Here is a 17246-nt window from a genome sequence, read left to right as displayed (position 1 = left end):
TGACGAGCGGGCCGGGCCCCGGCGTCCCGGGTGCGGTGGGGGGGGGGGTAGGGGTGGGGGGATCGGTCGGGGATGGGTCAGCTTCCGACGCGCTGGGCCACGCAGAGGATGTTGCCCTCGCTGTCCTTGAACCAGGCGGCGCGCATGCCCTCGCCCTCGGCGACCCCGTTGACCGTCTTGAGGCCGGGGAAGTCGTACTCCTCGAAGGTGATGCCGCGCTCACGCAGGGCGGCCATCTCGCCGTCGAGGTCGGCGACCTTGAAACTGGCGAGGGTGTGGGCGGCCTGGCCGCCGCTGGGGGTGCGGTAGATGGTGAACTGGGTCGCGCCGCATTCGCCGGTCAGCTCCTCCTCGCCCTCCTCGACGACCTTGAGGCCGAGGGCATCGGTGTAGAAGGCCTTGGCGCGGGCGAGATCGGTGGCGGGGATGACTGCTTGCAGCGGTCCGTCTCCAAGCATGGTGGTTCGCCTCCTCTCGGTTACCAGGCTAGGGAGGTACGCGGCCGGGCGCCCGGTGGGCCGGGGAGCGCTGCGGGCCGTGCGCGGCCGGTCACGCGGGGGTGCAGGCGCGGGCGGCCGGGGCGGCGGGGGCGCGGACGGTCAGGGCCGGTGCGGACGGTCAGCCGCCCCGGGGCCACTCCTGCGGCACCCGTTCGAGTACGCCCGTGCCGAACAGCTCGTACAGCGGCAGCGTCTCCAGGTGGACGTACCCGATGTGGCAGTCGCAGACCGGCAGCGGGCAGGGGCGCGGCCGCAGCCGGGCGCGGTAGCTGCCGTCGTAGAGGTTGCCGAGGACGTCCCGGACGAAGTGGCAGCGGCGCACCGTGCCGTCGCCGTCCACGGAGAGCACCGAATCGCCGGTGCGGCAGGGCAGCCCGGCGCTCGGATGGGCGTGCCGGCTGTAGCCGAAGTGCGGGTCGATGGCCGTCCACTGCGCGGCCTCGGCATCGGTGTAGCTGCGGCCCTCGGCCGCGTTGATCCACAGGTACACCTCGGGGGCGAGCGCCGCGCGCAGCCGACGGGCCTCGGGGAGGTGGTCCGGCTGCCCGACCACGCCGACGCTGTACCGCACGCCCAGCGCGTCCAGCTCGCGGCACTTGGCGAGGAAGCGGTCGAAGGGCACCTGGCCGGGGTGGTAGGTGACCCACAGGGCGAGGGGGGCGGGGTCGGCCTCGGCCAGCCACCCGGTACGGCAGCTCAGGTTGGTCTGGATCGCGACCCGGCGCACGTGCGGGAGCCGGCTCAGCTCGACCAGCGCGCGGCGGTACCAGGAGCGGACCAGGCCCTCGCCCCAGGGGGTGAACAGCAACGACAGGGTGTCACCGGTGCCCGCGCGGGCGGTGGCCCAGGCGGTGAAGCGTTCCAGCGCGGCCCGGTCGGCGCGCAGCTGCTCGGGCGAGTCGCGGCGCTTGGCGAACGGGCAGTAGGGGCAGTCGTAGTCGCAGGAGGCGAGCGGGCCGCGGTAGAGCAGGGTGAGGTCGCGCGGCCGCGCCGCGTCGGGGGTGCCGGCGGCGGCGTCGGCCTCGACCGGGGCGGCGGGGTCGGCGGGGGCGACGGAGGGCATGCCGAGGAAGGTCATTTCGCCTCGTAGCCCGTCATCAGGGCCCGGACCCCGGGCGAGAACAGCAGCGGCCCGACCGCGTCCGAGTGGGCCAGGCCCTCCGGGGTGAGCCGTAGCCGCTCCGGGTCGGCGGCCAGCCAGCCGCGCTCGGCGAAGCCCGCCAGCTCCGCGGCGAAGTCCTCGGCCGGCGAACTGCCGAAGCGGGCGCGGTAGTCGGCCAGGGGCATGCCCTCGGCCTGGAGCAGCGACTGGACGAGGTGGCGGCGACGCGGCTCGCCGCCGTCCATCCGGAAACCGTGTTCGGCGTGGTGGAAGTCCTCGGTGGTGACGAAGCGGTCGATGATGGCGCGCACCTCGGTGGCGTTCACCGCGTAGTCGAAGGAGTAGTGCAGCCGCGAGGTGTAGGAGCGGGCGCCGCAGCCCAGGCCGACCATGCCGTCGGTCTGGCAGGCGTACTCGCCCTGGCCGGCCTGCGGGGAGGCCGCGCGGCGGAACATCCGCATCGACACCTGCTGGTAGCCGTTGGCCAGCAGGTGGTCCCGGCCGGACCGGTAGAGCGCGAGCCGGCGGGTGTCCCAGGCGGCGGCGCTCTCCTGCTCGCCGCGCCGGGCCAGGCCGGTCAGCGGGCGGACGTACAGCGGGTAGAGGTAGAGCTCCTCGGGCTGCCAGTGCAGGGCCGCGTCCAGTGAACGCAGCCAGCTCGCCTCGGTCTGGCCGTCGATGCCGTAGATGAGGTCGATGTTCAGCACCGGTATCCCGGCGGCCCGGATCCGGGCCAGGGCGGCCTCCACCTCGGCGCGCTTCTGCGGGCGGACGGCCGAGCGGGCCTCGGTGTCGTCGAAGGACTGCACCCCCAGGCTCAGCCGGGTGGTGCCGCGGGCGGCCAGCACCTCCAGCCGGTCGGCGGTCGCGGTGGCGGGTGAGGCCTCCACGGAGAGCGGCACGGCCCGCAGGTCGGCGCCCATCCGCTGCTCGGCGATGTCGCACAGCCGCTCCAACTCGGCGGCCGTCAGATACGTCGGGGTGCCGCCGCCGAACGCGGCCAGCGCGAACCGGGCGTCGCCGTCCAGGGCCGAGCGCACGGCGTCGGCCTGGCGCTCCAGGGCGTCCAGGTAGGCGGTGGTCAGGCCCTCGGGGCTGCCGATCCGGGTGAACAGGTTGCAGAAGCCGCAGCGGACCTCGCAGAACGGGACGTGCAGGTAGAGCGAGAGCGCGTGCTGCGGCTCCCCGGCCCAGAGCTCGCCGAGCAGCGGGCGCTCGGGCAGCGGGCGGTAGGCCGTCTTGTGCGGGTAGGCGTAGACGTAGGACTGGTACGGCGAGTCGGGGAGCGGGGGTGCGGTGGTCATGCGCGCTCCTCGGGGATGGAGGGGATGGAGGGAGTGGAGGCGGGGGAGGGGGCGGTGGCAGTGCCGTGGCCGGCCGGGACGGTGAAGTGGGCGTACGGGACCGTCCAGACCACCTCGTGGCCGATCCGGTGCCCGGTGTAGCCGTCCTCGCCGTACGCCGTGCCGTGGTCGGAGCAGACGACGGCGAAGCAGGGGCGGCGGGCGCTCATCGCGGTGAAGAGGCGGCCGATGTGGGCGTCCACGTACTCCAGGGCGGCGGCGTGGCTGGCTCGCGAGTCGCCGTGCTCGCGGGTGGCACCCGGCAGGTGGAACCAGTTGGGCTGGTGCAGCGCCGAGACGTTCAGGAACAGGAACAGCGGCTGGTCGGGGGGCTGTTCGGCGGCGACCCGCTCGGCCCGGGCGACCTGCTCCTCGAAGGAGGTGGGGGAGGCCACGCCCATCGCCGGCTCCCAGTGGCTCTCCTGGAACAGGCCGGGCAGGACCGAGCCGAGCGGGCCCTGCTTGTTGAAGAAGCCGACGCCGCCGATGCAGACCGTCCGGTACCCGGCCGCCCCCAGGGCGGTCGGCAGGTCCGCCGCGTCGAACACCCAGGTACGGGTGGCGGTGCTCTCCGAACCGGCGAAGCGGGCCGCGAACAGGCGCGGGTGCGGGCCGCCGGGAGCGGCCGGGGTGGGCAGGAAACCGGCCATGATCGCCTGGTGGGAGGCGTAGGTGAAGCTGCCGGGCGCATGCCGGCGCTCCCACCGGCCGCCGGGCAGGAAGGCGGCGAGGTTCGGGATCCGGCCGGCCCCGGCCAGCTCCTCGGCGACGTCGAAGCGCAGCGTGTCGAGGGTGACGAGCAGCAGGTCGTGGCTGTCGACGACCGCGTTCATGTCGGGGTTCGGGGCGGCCGTCTCGGGCGTGGGCTGGTGGTTCATCGGGAGGGTTCCATGCTCTGGTGGTGCGTCGGGGCGGGGGAGCGGGGCTCTGTGCGGTCGGTACGGGTGGTGGGGTCGGGGCGCCGGGCGAGGGCGGCGAGCTGGGCGCCGTAGGTGTCGAGGCCCTCGGCCGGGCCTCCAGGCAGGCCGGTCAGCCCGGGCAGCAGGTCGCCGAAGGCGTTCACCTCGCCGACCAGGGCGCGGCGCCAGCCCGCGGTGGGCAGGACGTCCACCCCGACCATCGGGGAGCCGGGGAAGCAGGCCGCCGCCCGCTCGGCCGTCTCCAGCAGCGCGGGCCAGGCCGGGCCGGCCGCCTCCCGGGCCAGGTCGAGGCTGCCCCGGGCGCCGCCGAGGTGCAGGTTGGTCATCGGCTGGGAGCTGGTGCGCACCACCGCGTGGGTGGCCCGGCCCTCGACCACCACGACGCGCAGGTCCGCCGAGCGGCCGGACTGGGAGGCCTTCGGGATCCACTGCTCGACGTGCAGCCCGTCCGGCGCCAGGCGGTCGACGATCTCGGCGACCTCCCGCTCGTCGCGGTAGCGGCGCACCCGCAGCGAGTTGTGCAGTCGGCCGTCGGCCAGCTCGACCGAGGTGGTGGCCAGGAGTCGTCCGCGCGGGCCGAACTCCAGGGCGATCACCCCGGAGGCGGAGGAGCCGTGCGCGGGCTTGACGAAGACCCGGTGCAGACCGGCCGCGGCGAGCCGCGAGCGCAGCTGTTCCCAGCCGGAGAGCTCGCCGCCGGGAGCCGGGCCGGGGAGCGCCCGGGGCACCGGCACGCCGGCCGCGGCGAGCAGTGCGTGCGCCCGGCGCTTGTCGAACATCACGGCGATCTCCTCCGGATCGCCGAGCAGCCGCACGCCGGGGTGTGCGGCCAGCCCGCGCAGGGCGGTCAGCATCCCGGTGTACCAGGCGGCCGTGCCCTCGACCCTGGTCGGCGCGTAGCCGGAGCCGAGCGCCGGGCCGCGGAGCAGCTCGTCGACCAGCGGCTCCTCGCCGGGCGACTCGATGCGCAGCAGGGTGCCCTCCGGCAGCCGGTACCCGCCGCGCAGGACGTCCAGCCAGGGCAGCACCGAGGGCTCGGGCAGGCCGGCGGCCCGGGCGGCGGCGGTGAACAGCGTCACCCGCCGGTGCCCGGGGTTGCCGAGGACGGTCAACCGCTGGGTCATCGTGCCGTCTCCTCTCTCCGTTGCCGTGTTCGCGTCCGTGTCCCTGTCCGTTTCCGGCCTCCGCCTGCGCCTGCGCCTACTCGGCGACCGCGACGTAACGGTCCTCGTCGTCCTCGCCCGCGTCCTCCGCCTCGGTGAGGTCGAGGTCGACGCCGGGCAGGGCCTGGCGCAGGCGTTGTCCCATCTCCTCGGTGAGGTAGTGGTGGTGGAGGTCGAGTGCGCGCAGGTGGGTGAGCGGCTGGCCCTCCAGCAGGGCGGCCGCGCCCTCGTCGGAGAGCACGCCCATGGAGAGGTTGAGCGACTCCAGCCGGGCGACCACGGGGGCGTGGGCGAGGGCGGCGGCGATCTCGTCCTGGAACTCGCTGTTCTGCAGGCCGAGGTGGCGCAGCCGCGGCAGGCGCGAGCCGTCCAGGAAGGGTGCCAGGTCGTCCAGCGTGGTGTCGCCGCCGTACTCGTCGACGCCGAGCCAGAGCTCCAGCCTTTCCAGCGCGGGCAGTTCGGAGCCGGACACCGCGCGGACCACGGTGGCCGGCAGACCGCCGGACTCGAAGCACAGGGACGTCAGCCGGTCGTGCCGCACCGGGAGGAGGCAGAGGTCCATGCTGCCGCGCACGGTCAGCGAGGCCAGCCGGGGGAAGGCCGTCAGCAGCGGGGTGACGTCGCCCATCTCCAGCCAGGAGATCTCGCACTCGTCGAAGGTGACGTCGCCGAGGAAGACCGCCTCCAGCGCGGGCAGGCGGTCGGCCGCGGCCGCCATCGCCTCGACCGCGACCCGCACGGGGGAGTAGCCGCCCTGCCACCAGGGGCCGATCACCAGGGCGCGGACCCCGGCCGGGTCGACGGACTGGAGGAAGGACCGCCAGAGCTCCTCGAAGCCGTGCTTGGCGTCGTACTCCAGGGCCAGCCGCCAGGCGACCTCGCCGGCGGCGGGCCGGTGTCGGGTGTCGTCGGGGGCGAACTCGTGGATCGGCAGCTCGTGGAAGTGCTTGAGGTGGTGCGAGACCGTCATGTCGGATCCTGGCGGGTGTGCTCGGGCGGGTGCGGGACAGGTGGAGCCGGAGGGGGCGGTGCGGACTATTCGGCGACGGCGACGTAGCGCCACCGGTCGTCCGGCTTGCCCGCCTCGGTGAGGTCGAGGTCGACGCCGGGCAGGGCCTGGCGCAGGCGCTGTTGCATCTCCTCGGTGAGGTAGTGGTGGTGGAGGTCGAGTGCGCGCAGGTGGGTGAGCGGCTGGCCCTCCAGGAGGGCGGCCGCGCCCTGGTCGGTCAGCACGCCCATGGAGAGGTTGAGCGACTCCAGCCGGGCGACCACGGGGGCGTGGGCGAGGGCGGCGGCGATCTCGTCCTGGAACTCGCAGTTCTGCAGGCCGAGGTGGCGCAGCGCGGGCAGCCCGGTGCCGTCCAGGAAGGGCGTCAGATCGCCGATCGTGGCGTCGCCGCCGTAGTTGTCCACCCCCAGCCAGAGCTCCAGCCGCTCCAGCGCGGGGAACTCGCAGCCGGCCACCGCGCGGACCACCGTGGCCGGCAGGCCGCCCGCCTCGAAGCGCAGCGCCTTGAGCGCCTCGTGCCGCAGCGGCTGGAGGGCGAGGCCGCCCTGACCCTCCCAGTCCTCCGAGGCGCCGCGCACCACCAGCTCGGCCAGTGCCGGGAAGGCCGTCAACAGCGGCGTCACGTCGCACTGCTGGATCCAGGAGATCTCGCACTCCTCGTACGTGACGTCCCCGGCGAACAGCGCGCGCAGGGCGGGCAGTCGGGGCGCGGCGGCGACCACCGCCTCCAGCGGCTCCCGGAAGGAGTCCGGCTCGTCCGGTGCCCACTGGCCGATCACCAGGGCGGCGACCCGCTCGGTGTCGACGGCCTCGAGGAACTGCTGCCAGCGTTCGGGCCACGTCCGCTCGGACTCGTAGTCGAGCCGGATCCGCCAGGCGACCGCGGCCGCGTCCGGCAGCGGGGCGGGCCCGGCGCCGTCGGTCGGCCCGGCTGCCTCCGCCGCCTCCAGGGCCTGGACGAAGTCGAAGACCGGGAGACCGTGGAACTGTTCGAGGTGGTGGTTGACGGTCATGCGCTGCTCCTCCGGGGAATCGGACCGAACGACTGTCTACCAGGCGGGTCCGACAGACCGGTGGCCGGGTGGCGGCCCGGGCGCGTTGTCAGACCCTTGCTCTACGTTCTGGTCGTGGCTCCGGAGCGTGACCGTGTCCGGTCGGGCGGAGCCGTGGGTTCCGGCGCCCGCCGGGGTCCGGCCGTACGGCGTGGGAGGACTGATGTACCGCCAGGGTGATGTGTTGATCGTGCCGGTCGCGGAGGTCGTGGTGCCGCTGCGGGTGTCCGGGCTGGCCGTGCAGCCCCGGGACGCGCGGGGCCGGATGGTGCTCGCGCTCGGCGAGGTCACCGGCCATGCCCACGCCGTGGTCGGCCCCGGTGAACTGCGCCGGGAGGCCGGGCCCTTCGGCGAGGCCTGGCTGCACCTGCCGGAGGGCGGCCGGGTGGTGCACGAGGAGCACGCGGCGATACCGCTGCCCAAGGGGTGGTACCGGGTGGTCCGCCAGCGCGAGTACGTGCCGGGCGCGGTGCGGGTGGTCGCGGACTGAGCTGCGGGAGTAGGAGCGGGCGCGGGAGCGGGTGCCGGCGCAGGTGCCGACGCGGCACGGGGAAGCGAACGGGAACGGACGGCCGGGTGGGGAGCCCGGCCGGGGAACGGAGCAGACGATGACGACGGAGACGGTGATCCGGGCCAACCCGACCGATGCGGGCGCGGGCGGACGCGGCGAGGCCGGTGGGCCCGGCGGGGCGGTCGGCGCGGCCGGGGCCACGGCGCGCTGGCGGGCCGCTTCGGCCGCCACCGGGCCGGCCGACCGGGCGGCGGTCGAACGCGCGGTGCGGGCCGCCTACCGGGCCGCCGGGCTGCCCGAACCGGCGGCCGTGCGCTGGTTCGGCTCGCCGCTCGCGGCCGCCGAGGCGGCGCTGGAGCTGCGGGCCGCCGGCGCGGTGAGCGTGCGCGAGGAGGTCCGCACCCGGCCCTGGGAGGAGGCCCGGCGGCGCGCCGTCGAGCAGGTCGGCCCGGCCGGCTGGGCCGCGCACTGGGCGCTGACCGGCGGTGAACTCGGCCCGGTCAGCACGCCGCTGGCCGAGCGGGTGCGCAACGCCGTGCTCGACCGGCTCGCGCCCGAGGCCGATCGCGACCGGGCCTCCGGCAGCGACCGGGCCTCCGCCGGTGCCCCGGCCACCGGCGCCGGGGCCGCCGCCGCCCGGAGCCGGCGCACCACCGTCCGTCTCGCCCTGCTGGACGCGGTGCGCGGCCAGCACGACGCACCCTGGTTCGCCGCCCTGGAGGCCGCCGGCGCGGGCGTCGAGGCCGTCGCACCGCTCGCCGAGGTGGGGCGGGGAGCCGGCTGGTGGTGGCCGTACCAGGAGGTGGCGCTGGTCTCCGAACGGCCCGTCGTCCTGCACCGCGACGAGGCCGGCCGGCTCGACCGGGCGGACGGCCCCGCCCTGGAGTACCCGGACGGCTTCGCGCTGCACGCCTGGCGCGGGATGCCCGTCCCCGCCGAGTTCCTGGCGGGCCTCGCCGAGGTGACGGCCGAGCGGATCCGCACCGAGGAGAACGCCGAGCTGCGCCGCGTGCTGCTGGAGCACTACGGCTACGAGCGGTACCTCGCCGACTCCGGCGCGGAGCCCGTCCACCGCGACGAGACGGGAGTGCTGTGGCGGATCGTCCTGCCGGACGACGAACCGGTGGTGATGGTCGAGGTGGTCAACTCCACGCCCGAGCCCGACGGCACCTCCCGCACCTACTGGCTGCGCGTCCCGCCGAGCACCCGGACGGCCCGGGCCGGAGTCGCCTGGACGTTCGGCATACCGGAGACGGCCTACCACCCGCAGCGCGAGACCTGATGCTCCGGCCCACGCCCGTCAGGCCCACGGGGCCCGGCGGCCGCAGGTCACCGGCCACTCGGCGGCGGGGACGCCGGCGCACCACAGCGCGGGGTCGTCGGAGGCCTCCCTCCGTGCGGTCAGGTCCTGGTTGACGCCGGCACAGGTGGCGACGGGCGAGTACCGGGGGCACTGGCCGGTGGCGTCCTTGAGCACGTGGGCGCGCCAGGCGTCCAGGCCCATGTCCAGGACTCCCGAGGCGGTGGTCGGCATGTACCGGTTGGCCGACCACGAGCCGGCCATGGCGGTGAACAGCGCGATCGCGCAGACCCCGGCCGCGGTGACCCGGCGGACCGCCAGGAGGTTCCGCCCGGTAGCCGGGCCGCCGCCGGGCCGGGACAGCGTGCGGCTCCAGGCCGCCGTGCGCCGGACGGCCAGCATCAGTCCGAGCACCGCCAGGACGATCAGGCAGTACATGATGATCCACGTCGTCCGCGGGTAGAGCTGCACGGCCTGGGTGCGTTCCATCTGCGCGGCGAACCAGAACCGGAGCAGCCAGGAGCTGACCAGGACGGTGGCGACGGTCCGCACCAGGACGCCTCCCGAACCGAGGCCGATCGCGAGTGCCGCCGCCGCGAGGAGCAGCAGGGTGAACGCGCTCTGCCCGGCCAGCTCACCGCCGACCGGCCAGTTGTGGTAGGTCTGCGTGCCGGCGCGGTCGGACGCCCATCCCATCACGTAGGCGGGATCGGCGTAGACCGTGATCATCGCGTAGCGGTCCTTGGTCGTCGCACCGAACCGGACCAGCTGGTAGAGCAGCGGCGCGCCGACCACCGCGGCGCTCGCCACCGTCACCCCCAGGAACAGCAGCGTCCGCCGCAGGCGCGCCGTCCCCGCCCGCCAGGGGATCGAGAACCCGCTCAGGACGAGGACACCGGGAGCGGCCCAGACGAACCAGCCGGAGTACCAGAGGAACACCACGCCCATCGCGGAACCGTACGCGACCGCCCGCCGGACGGCGGTGCGGGTCGGCAGCCGGTGCGCCCGGCGCAGGTCGCGCAGGCAGGCGGCCAGCAGCGGCACCATGACCAGCATGGCGCTGTGGCTGTAGGGGCGGATGGGGTCGATGAAGAGCACCGCGGCGGGCGCCGCGATCAGCAGGGCCCAGAAGGGCCGGAGCAACAGCCGCCAGGCCAGGTAGGCCAGCGGGCCGGCGACGGCGGTGCACAGCAGTTGCAGGTCCTGCATGGCGAATCCGACGCCCGCGACGGCACCGTGGGCGCCGTGGAACAGCTCGGCCCACACGGCCAACAGCGCCGGGAACAGCGGCGGGTAGACCCCGGGCAGGCCCTGGCCGCGGATCATGTCGTCGGCCATGCCCATCACATTGCCCGGGTCGCCCTCCTGCCCGCCGAGCCCCCACGGGGTTCCGTGCAGCGCCACCGCGATACCGCCGGCGACCAGGCCGGTGCTCAGCCCCGCGATCACCGCGCATCCGAGCCGCAGCGCCGGACGGTAGCGGTCGGGGCCGGCGCGGTGCGCGACGTACAGCAGCACCGCGAGGACGGGCACGGCGACCACCGCGGCGTGCAGTTGGAGACCGGCGAGGCCGCTCACCTGGCCGATCCGGACCAGCGGGTTCACGTCGATGCTGCGGGCCCAGAGCAGGAAGCCGACGCCGGTGACCAGGCCGACGACGGCCTCGGCGACCGCCGTCGCGCGCCGCCGGGGTCGACGTGCGCCCGCTGCCCGCGCGGACGTGACGGCGTCGGTTTCGGGTTCTGTCCCGGTGATCCGAGCGGCCGGTGGTGCCTCGGCCTGTGGCGCAGCGGTCGGACAAGTGGTCGCATCAGTCATGCAGTTGTGCTCTCTCACTGTGCATCCGCCGCACCCGATCGGGCTCGCCGGACCCGGAGTCCCCCGCTCGACGGTCGCCCTGGGGAACGACCGGCACCCGCCCCGGTCACGCGGCATGACCTGGACGGAGCAACCGGGCGGGGCGGCGCCCCCGCCTCAGGCCCGCAGGCCGCGGCGCTTGGTGTAGGCGAGGTGGAACAGGAAGAGCGGTACGGCGATGACCGGCCAGCAGGCGTGCATCGCGGCGGGCGCGGCGTCGACCGGCAGCAGGTAGGCGAAGGCGAGTTGGGCGAAGGCGTTGAGCAGGCTGGCCGCGCCCCAGACCGCGGTGAGCACCCGGACGCCGCGGCGGAAGGCCGCGTCCTCCTCCCACCGCTCCTCCCAGGCGCGCAGCCCGGCCTCGCCCGCCTTGACCTGGACGAAGGAGCGGAACAGGAGCATCAGCGCCGGGCGTCCGAAGCCGACGGAGGCGAGCAGCCAGACGCCGATCAGCCCGCCGAGCATGCCGGTCCAGGCCTCGCGGATCAGCAGGGCGCGGGGGTCGCCGGTGAGCGAGGAGAGGACGAGCCCGAGTCCGATCATGGTGAGGATCAGCAGGGCGAGGAAGTCGAGGCGCCGGGTGCGGACCAGTCGGACGACGACGGCGACCGCCGGGATCGCGGCCGACCAGAGCAGCGACCACCACTGGTCCACGCCTGCGAGGCGCAGCCCGTAGTAGGCGCCGAGCGGCAGGAGGAGGTCGAGCAGCAGGGGTAAGGCGGCGGTGCTCCGGCGGGTCCGTCCCTCCCGGGGAGCGGCGTGGACGGTCATGACGCGCCGCCGTTCCTGGTGGCGAGGTCGAACAGGGTGACCAGTTCACGGCCGTAGGCGCGCGGGTCGAAGTCGGCCCCGGCGGCGAGCCGGTTGGCGGCCGCGTCGATCGAGGCGCGGATCGCGGTGGCCATCGCCTCGGGGTCGAAGGGGCGGAAGGCGCCGGTGCGCTGGCCGTCCCGCAGGTGCTGCACCAGCAGGGCGACGGGGGTGTCGAAGCCGGCCGGGCTGACCAGCGGACTGCCGTCCTCCCGGCGGGCGTTGGCGAGGACGTCCACCAACGCCCGGACCGCGACGGGGTGTTCGGCGAGGAAGTCGAGGTTCGCCTCGATGTAGGCGGCCAGCATCGCGGCCGGCTCGTGCTGGGCGCGGATCCGCGGCTGCATGGCGGTGCGGGCCTGTTCCTGGACGGTGTCGACCAGGGCCTGGAAGAGGTCTTCCTTGTCGTCGAAGTGGTACGAGATCAGCCGCACGCTGGACAGCCCGGCGCGCTTGGCGATCTGCGCGAACGAGGCCCGGCCGTAACCGAGTTCGGCGACGACCTCGATGGCGGCGGTGACGATCTGGGTGCGTCGGGCGTCCGTGACGAAGCTCCGGCCGCTCTCCGGAGCCGTGGGGTCCTGAGAATTTACTCGCATGAGTAAAAAGTAACACGCGTCGGCAGAAGTGCGGGGGCGACGTGGCGGAGGACCGGGAGGTCAGGGGGCCCGGGCGAGCAGGACGGGCTGGAAGAAGCCGGTGTCGGCCGGCCGGCGCCAGTCGGTGGCGGTGAGGCCCGCCTCGGCGGCGAAGGCGCTCAGCTGGTCCTGGGTGAGGGCCCAGTAACTGGAGTGGCGGACCGTGGTCCGCCACTGCCCGGTGTCGTCCGGCAGGAGCCGGAAGAGCTCCAGGTCGTAGCGCTCGCCGTCCTCGTGCCACTGCCAGAGCTGGAACAGCACCGAGCGGCGGCCGTCCAGTTCGGCGGCCTGCGGCGGGGTGGAGGCCGGGCGGTCCCGGCGCAGCTCGTCGTACGGGCGGGTGGAGAGCAGGAGCAGCCCGCCCGGGCGCAGGACCCGGCGCATCTCGGCCAGCGCGGCGCGGACGTCCTCGGCCGCGAGCAGGTGGGGGAGCGCGTTGTCGGCGCACACCACCACGTCGAACCGGCCGTCCGGGAAGGGGAGTTCGCGCATGTCGGCGGCCGCCGCGAGCAGCCGGAGCCCGCGAGCGGCGGACTCCGCGGCGGCCCGGGCGGCGGCGACCGGGCTGAGGTCGGTGCCGGTCACCCGGTGGCCGAGCGCGGCCAGGCCGATCGCCTGGGTCCCGATGCCGCAGGCACAGTCGAGCACCTCGGCCGGGCCCTCGCCCAGGTGCTCCCGGACCAGGGCGTCCAAGGCGGCGCCCTGCCGGGCGAGCGAGGCGTTCCAGTCGCCGTAGAGCAGGTGGTAGTCCTCGGCGAGGTCGTCGTAGAAGCGGCCGGGGTCGGAATGCGGTGTCCGTCTCATGGCGTCGGGGCCTCCACGGGCGGCGGCTGGGAGGAGTAGCGGGCGTAGTAGGCGTTGAAGTGGGCGAGGTGGTAGGTGGTGTCCTGGTGGACCAGTTCCATCGGCGGCGGGTCGGATACCCACGCACGGATCCCGTCCGGCCCGTCGGTCCGTACCTCCAGTCGGTGGGCGTTGTTGAACGCGGCGTACGCCTCGGCCTGCTCCGCCGTCCACAGCCCGCCGTCCCGGTCGCCGCCCGGTCCCGGGCGGGACAGGGCACGCAACAAGGCGGGGCTGTGGACGCCGCTGACCCGGAAGTTCTCCAGGAAGCGGAGCTTGGTGGCGAGCGTGACGTAGCGCCGACCGTGGCCCCGGTGGCGCCCGGCCACCACGACCTCGTCGAACACGCCCCAGCGCGTCGGGGCGATCCACACCTTGGCACCCGGGGCGAAGTGCTTGAGCCCCTGGCGGATCTCCAGCCCGCCCACGCCGTGCGCCGTCTCCCGGGAGACGTTGGCGACGACTCCGTAGCCGAACGGCTCGCCGTCCTGTCCCTTCGTCATGGCCGCTATCCTCGCGCAGACGTATCGATACGGGGTAACGGTTTTCGAGGCCGCGGTTCCGGAACGAGGGGAAGGAACGGGCCGTGGAACGGATACCCGACGAGGACCCGCTGGACGGGCTCCGGCCGCTGCTGGAGGCGGGGGAGGCGGTCCTCGGCTACGAGCCGGACGGTCCCTGGCCCGGCTCCGGGCAGGCGCCCGGTTACGCCGACCGTTGCTGGGTGCTGCACACGCTGCGGGTTGACGGGCGGCCGGTGCGCTGGGCCGAGGCGCTGGCGGGCGCCGGGCGGCGCCTCGCCGACTGGCCCTGCACCCTGTCGTACCTGGTGTTCGACGACCGGGCCGCGCTGTCGGGCGAGGTCGACGTCCCGCTGATCGGCGAGCCGGACCGCGACTGCCTCGCGCGGCTGGTGGAGGTGCTGGCCCGGCACAGCGCCGACGGGCCGGCGACCGACTGCCGCCTCGCCTCGGCCGCGATCGAGGACCTGCTGCGACCGGTGACGGCCCACCGCGGCCGGCTGGACGAGGTGCTCGCCCACTACGACGCCCGGCCGGGGTACGCCCAGTTCCCCGCGCACTGGTGGTCCGCGGACCGCTCCTGGTTCGTCCTCACCAACTGGGACCTCAGCGCCACCGAGGTCTTCGGCCCGCCCGCCCTGATCGCGGACCTGCTCGCCGACCCGGGCCTGGAGGCCGTCCGGCACCCGAGCATCGCGGAGATCGCGGACGGCGCGGCCCGGTGGCCGGGGTGATCGAGCTGCCGGAAGGGTCCTGGTGGGACTGGGACGTGTACTCCTGGCGCCCCGGCGAGCTGATCCTGGCCGCCGGTCACGACCTCTGCTACCACCACGGTCTGGAACTGGTCCTCACAGACCCGCTCTACGTCCGCTGCCCGGGGTCCTTCCAGGACCCGGTGTTCCGCGAGCCGGGCGCCGAGGAGCGGCGGCTCGTCGAGCGGCAGTGCGGCGAGGCACCGGGCGTGCTGCTCGCCTTCGAGGCGGACGGCGGCGGGGCGGAGCCGGTGGCCGGGCTGATCGCTGCCGGGGGGCTGGAGGTGCGGGTCGGGTGGGTGCGCAGGTACCCGGTCGGCGGTGAATCCGCTGGCAGCGCGGCGTCGGCGCCGCGATGATGCGAGGCATGCGCACCTTCGAAGAGCTGATCGCCGAGGCCGGGTCCGTCTCCGTGGACGGCTGGGACTTCTCCTGGCTGGACGGCCGGGCCACCGAGCAACGCCCCTCCTGGGGCTACCAGCGGCTGCTGGCCGGGCGGCTGGCGTCGGCGTCGGCGGCCCTGGACATCCAGACCGGCGGCGGGGAAGTGCTGGCCGGTGCCCTGCGCCAGGGCGGCGGCCCGCCCGTCCTGGCCGCCACCGAGTCCTGGCCGCCCAACCTGGCCCAGGCGACCCGGCTGCTGCACCCGCTGGGCGTGGTGGTGGTCGCCGACCAGGACGAGCCGCCGCTGCCGTTCGCGGACGGGGCCTTCGACCTGGTCAGCAGCCGGCACCCGGTGAAGGCCTGGTGGTCGGAGATCGCCCGGGTGCTGCGGCCCGGCGGTGCGTACTTCGCCCAGCACGTCGGCCCGGCCTCGGTCTTCGAGCTGGTCGAGTACTTCCTCGGACCGCAGCCCGAGGCACGCGAGGGCCGCCGCCCCGAGGTGGAGGGCGCCGAGGCCCGGGCGGCCGGGCTGGAGGCGGTGGACCTGCGCTCGGAGCGGCTGCGGATGGAGTTCCACGACATCGGCGCGGTGGTGTACTTCCTGCGGAAGGTGATCTGGATGGTTCCGGGCTTCACCGTCGACGCCCACCGGGACCGGTTGCGCGAGCTGGACGCCCGGATCCGGGCCGAGGGCCCGTTCGTCGCCCACTCGGCGCGCTTCCTGATCGAGGCGCGCAAGCACATCGACTGATCCGGTGTCCGCATTGCATCGGTATGAACGAGTTGGGGCATTCTGGAAGACCCGGCTCGCCGTTCGTGCCGGTGCGAGCACCGCCTTCTCCGGGCGAGGACAGGCCGGGAGGGAAGCCGCCGCCGGGCGGAAAGGTGTCGAGGCGGACGGTTCGGCCGGTGATCGCGGCGGCGAGTCAGCTGTCGTACGCCTCGGTGTGGACCGGCAGCTTGCGAAGGCGGAAGGCGCGGACCTTCTCGATGCGCGCCTTGTTGTCGGGGAACTCGAGGCCGGCGTCTGTGCGGGCGCTGACGGTGCACTGCGTCCAGTCGGCCAGTTCCCGGCCCCGGTCGGGGAAGGGACGGCGGGTTAGCCGGGTCAGCGGGTGTCGGTGAGGGCGGCGAGGTCTGCGCGGGCGCGGGGTGCGTGGAGGGGGTTGAAGGAGGGGTCGGTGGTGAGGGCCTGGGTGAGGTGGGTGCGGGCGGCCTCGGTGTGTCCGAGGGCGCGTTCGATCTCGCCGTGGTGGTAGAGGAACACGGCGTTGTGCCAGCCGTGGTTCTCAGCCTGTTCGGCCAGGTCCAGTGCTTCCTGGTCCGCGCCTTGGCGGTGCAGGGCCCAGGCGAGGGCGTCGGCGACCAGGACGTTGTGCCGCCGCTGCCATTCGGCCCGCAGCAGGCGTACGGCTTCGGCGGGGTCGCCGTGGTCGGCCTGGTACTGGCCGAGGGTGAGGTCGTCGACGACGCCGTTGGCGGCGGCCAGGCGCTGCTCGGCTTCCAGCAGGCGGTACTGCTCCTGAGCTAGTTGGGGGTGGCCGAGGGATTCGTGGAGTTCTCCGAGTTCGAGGAGGTACTGGGGGAGCGGGACCTTGGCGATGGCGGCGTCGTAGTCCCGGACGGCGGCCTCGGTGTTGCCGAGGGCGGCTTCGGCCCGGGCCTGCCCGGCGAGTGCGGGGGTGTGGCCGGCGTCGTCGGCGAGGGCTTCGCGGTAGCCGGTCAGGGCCTGGTCGGGGTGGCCGGCGTTGCGGTCGAGTTCGGCGATCTGGAAGCGGCAGAAGGCTTTGTCGGCGGGGTCGAAGGCCGAGGCGAGGGCGCTGTCGAGGGCGGCGCGGGCCTGGTCGGGGTGGCCGTGCTGTTCGAGGTCGTAGGCGGCGCGGGTGAAGGAGGCGGTGCCGGGTCGGCGGTCGAGGAGTTGCTGGACGGCGTCGGTGGCGCCGGCGTCGTCGCCGAGTTGGGTGCGGGCGTCGGCGAGGACGGCGTAGGCGGGCCAGTGCGCGGGCGAGGCGGCGATGGCCTGTTCGGCGAAGTCACGTGCCCGGTCGAAGAGGTGGCGGGCGTTGGCGAGGGCTCCCAGGCCGGTGAGGGCCTCGGTGTTGGCGTCGGGTGCGAGCGTGAGGGAGCGGTGCAGGGCTTGGTCGGCCTTCGGGTAGTAGGACGGGTCGGCCGTCAGCCGGGCCTGTTCGACGTACTCCGCGCCCAGCCGGGCCCAGCCGGGGGCGTCGTTCGGCAGTGCCTTGAGCCGCTGCTGTTCGGCGGTGATCGCCCGGGTGAGGGAGCTGCCCGCCGTGCGCGGGCCTTCGGTGTGCGCCGCGCCGTCGCCCGAGGACCCGGTGCGGTCCGCCGTCGGGTGGTGCAGTGCCCCGGCTGTCGCCAGGGCGCCGCAGAGGGCGGCGGTGGTGAGCAGGAGCGGCAGGCGGCGCATCGGGGTCCTCTGGTGGTGGCGGAGGGGTGGGCGGCGGGCCGGGGTGGGGGGGGGGCCGGCGGGATCCGCCCCGCCCACACACCACCACCGACACCGGAAGCAGAAAAAAAAAA

At 74.7% G+C, this 17246-nt stretch carries 18 protein-coding genes; 5 read left to right on the top strand and 13 right to left on the bottom strand.

Translation table 11 applies throughout. From position 1 onward, the window contains the following. Positions 1 to 77 precede the first annotated feature (77 nt). From ACFXOZ_RS39035 to ACFXOZ_RS39005, 7 genes are all read right to left on the bottom strand, one after another. Complete coding sequence (locus ACFXOZ_RS39035; RefSeq protein WP_375896821.1) at positions 78 to 458, bottom strand: VOC family protein; 381 nt, start codon at positions 456 to 458, stop codon at positions 78 to 80. A gap of 160 nt (positions 459 to 618) precedes the next feature. Then, positions 619 to 1563 carry an STM4011 family radical SAM protein gene (locus ACFXOZ_RS39030; protein ID WP_380594761.1) on the bottom strand — a complete coding sequence of 315 codons (945 nt, stop codon included), beginning with the start codon at positions 1561 to 1563 and terminating at the stop codon, positions 619 to 621. Between the two features lie 11 nt (positions 1564 to 1574). Beyond that, positions 1575 to 2906 (bottom strand): STM4012 family radical SAM protein, encoded by a 1332-nt coding sequence (locus ACFXOZ_RS39025; RefSeq protein WP_380594759.1) that lies wholly within the window; start codon positions 2904 to 2906, stop codon positions 1575 to 1577. After that, on the bottom strand, positions 2903 to 3778 hold the full coding sequence (locus ACFXOZ_RS39020; protein ID WP_380594763.1) for an STM4013/SEN3800 family hydrolase: 876 nt from the start codon (positions 3776 to 3778) through the stop codon (positions 2903 to 2905). Before ACFXOZ_RS39020 ends, ACFXOZ_RS39025 begins: the two co-directional genes overlap by 4 nt. 41 nt (positions 3779 to 3819) lie before the next feature. Next, positions 3820 to 4989 (bottom strand): STM4014 family protein, encoded by a 1170-nt coding sequence (locus tag ACFXOZ_RS39015; RefSeq protein ID WP_380594757.1) that lies wholly within the window; start codon positions 4987 to 4989, stop codon positions 3820 to 3822. A gap of 76 nt (positions 4990 to 5065) precedes the next feature. Next, entirely contained in the window at positions 5066 to 5998 is a 933-nt protein-coding gene (locus ACFXOZ_RS39010) for an STM4015 family protein (RefSeq protein WP_380594755.1), read from the bottom strand. Between the two features lie 65 nt (positions 5999 to 6063). Further along, positions 6064 to 7050: an STM4015 family protein gene (locus ACFXOZ_RS39005; RefSeq protein ID WP_380528888.1), complete on the bottom strand. Its 987-nt coding sequence runs from the start codon at positions 7048 to 7050 to the stop codon at positions 6064 to 6066. Positions 7051 to 7252: 202 nt separating this feature from the next. On the opposite strand from ACFXOZ_RS39005, the gene ACFXOZ_RS39000 reads away from it, so the two are divergent. Both ACFXOZ_RS39000 and ACFXOZ_RS38995 read left to right on the top strand, forming a co-directional pair. Continuing rightward, the gene (locus tag ACFXOZ_RS39000) at positions 7253 to 7579 is read left to right on the top strand and encodes a hypothetical protein (RefSeq protein WP_375896837.1); all 327 of its coding nucleotides are present in this window, start codon (positions 7253 to 7255) and stop codon (positions 7577 to 7579) included. A 118-nt stretch (positions 7580 to 7697) separates the two neighbouring features. Next, positions 7698 to 8882 carry a DUF6745 domain-containing protein gene (locus ACFXOZ_RS38995; protein WP_380594753.1) on the top strand — a complete coding sequence of 395 codons (1185 nt, stop codon included), beginning with the start codon at positions 7698 to 7700 and terminating at the stop codon, positions 8880 to 8882. A gap of 18 nt (positions 8883 to 8900) precedes the next feature. Here the strand turns inward: ACFXOZ_RS38995 and ACFXOZ_RS38990 are convergent, their stop codons facing one another. From ACFXOZ_RS38990 to ACFXOZ_RS38970, 5 genes are all read right to left on the bottom strand, one after another. Further along, entirely contained in the window at positions 8901 to 10718 is a 1818-nt protein-coding gene (locus ACFXOZ_RS38990; protein WP_380594751.1) for a hypothetical protein, read from the bottom strand. A gap of 156 nt (positions 10719 to 10874) precedes the next feature. Continuing rightward, positions 10875 to 11528: a VC0807 family protein gene (locus ACFXOZ_RS38985; RefSeq protein WP_380594749.1), complete on the bottom strand. Its 654-nt coding sequence runs from the start codon at positions 11526 to 11528 to the stop codon at positions 10875 to 10877. Next, positions 11525 to 12166, bottom strand: a complete 642-nt coding sequence (locus ACFXOZ_RS38980; RefSeq protein ID WP_380594747.1) for a TetR/AcrR family transcriptional regulator — start codon at positions 12164 to 12166, stop codon at positions 11525 to 11527. The genes ACFXOZ_RS38985 and ACFXOZ_RS38980 overlap by 4 nt, the downstream gene beginning before the upstream one ends. Positions 12167 to 12226: 60 nt before the next feature. Beyond that, on the bottom strand, positions 12227 to 13009 hold the full coding sequence (locus ACFXOZ_RS38975) for a methyltransferase domain-containing protein (RefSeq protein WP_380594745.1): 783 nt from the start codon (positions 13007 to 13009) through the stop codon (positions 12227 to 12229). Beyond that, positions 13006 to 13551: a hypothetical protein gene (locus ACFXOZ_RS38970; RefSeq protein ID WP_380594743.1), complete on the bottom strand. Its 546-nt coding sequence runs from the start codon at positions 13549 to 13551 to the stop codon at positions 13006 to 13008. The genes ACFXOZ_RS38975 and ACFXOZ_RS38970 overlap by 4 nt, the downstream gene beginning before the upstream one ends. Positions 13552 to 13634: 83 nt before the next feature. Between ACFXOZ_RS38970 and ACFXOZ_RS38965 the strand changes: the two genes are divergently transcribed. The 3 genes from ACFXOZ_RS38965 to ACFXOZ_RS38955 are packed head-to-tail and all read left to right on the top strand — an operon-like array spanning position 13635 to position 15456. Then, positions 13635 to 14303: a hypothetical protein gene (locus ACFXOZ_RS38965; protein WP_380594741.1), complete on the top strand. Its 669-nt coding sequence runs from the start codon at positions 13635 to 13637 to the stop codon at positions 14301 to 14303. Next, positions 14300 to 14680, top strand: coding sequence for a hypothetical protein (locus ACFXOZ_RS38960; protein ID WP_380594739.1), 381 nt, complete (start codon positions 14300 to 14302; stop codon positions 14678 to 14680). Before ACFXOZ_RS38965 ends, ACFXOZ_RS38960 begins: the two co-directional genes overlap by 4 nt. Before the next feature lie 8 nt (positions 14681 to 14688). Continuing rightward, positions 14689 to 15456 (top strand): class I SAM-dependent methyltransferase, encoded by a 768-nt coding sequence (locus ACFXOZ_RS38955; protein ID WP_380594737.1) that lies wholly within the window; start codon positions 14689 to 14691, stop codon positions 15454 to 15456. A gap of 357 nt (positions 15457 to 15813) precedes the next feature. Here ACFXOZ_RS38955 and ACFXOZ_RS38950 read toward each other — a convergent pair whose 3' ends face one another. Next, positions 15814 to 17133, bottom strand: coding sequence for a hypothetical protein (locus ACFXOZ_RS38950; protein WP_380594735.1), 1320 nt, complete (start codon positions 17131 to 17133; stop codon positions 15814 to 15816). Between the last annotated feature and the right edge of the window lie 113 nt (positions 17134 to 17246).

The sequence above is a fragment of the Kitasatospora sp. NPDC059160 genome, from assembly GCF_042755465.1.
Classification (GTDB): Bacteria; Actinomycetota; Actinomycetes; order Streptomycetales; family Streptomycetaceae; genus Kitasatospora.
This window is presented reverse-complemented; position numbering and strand designations above follow the sequence as displayed.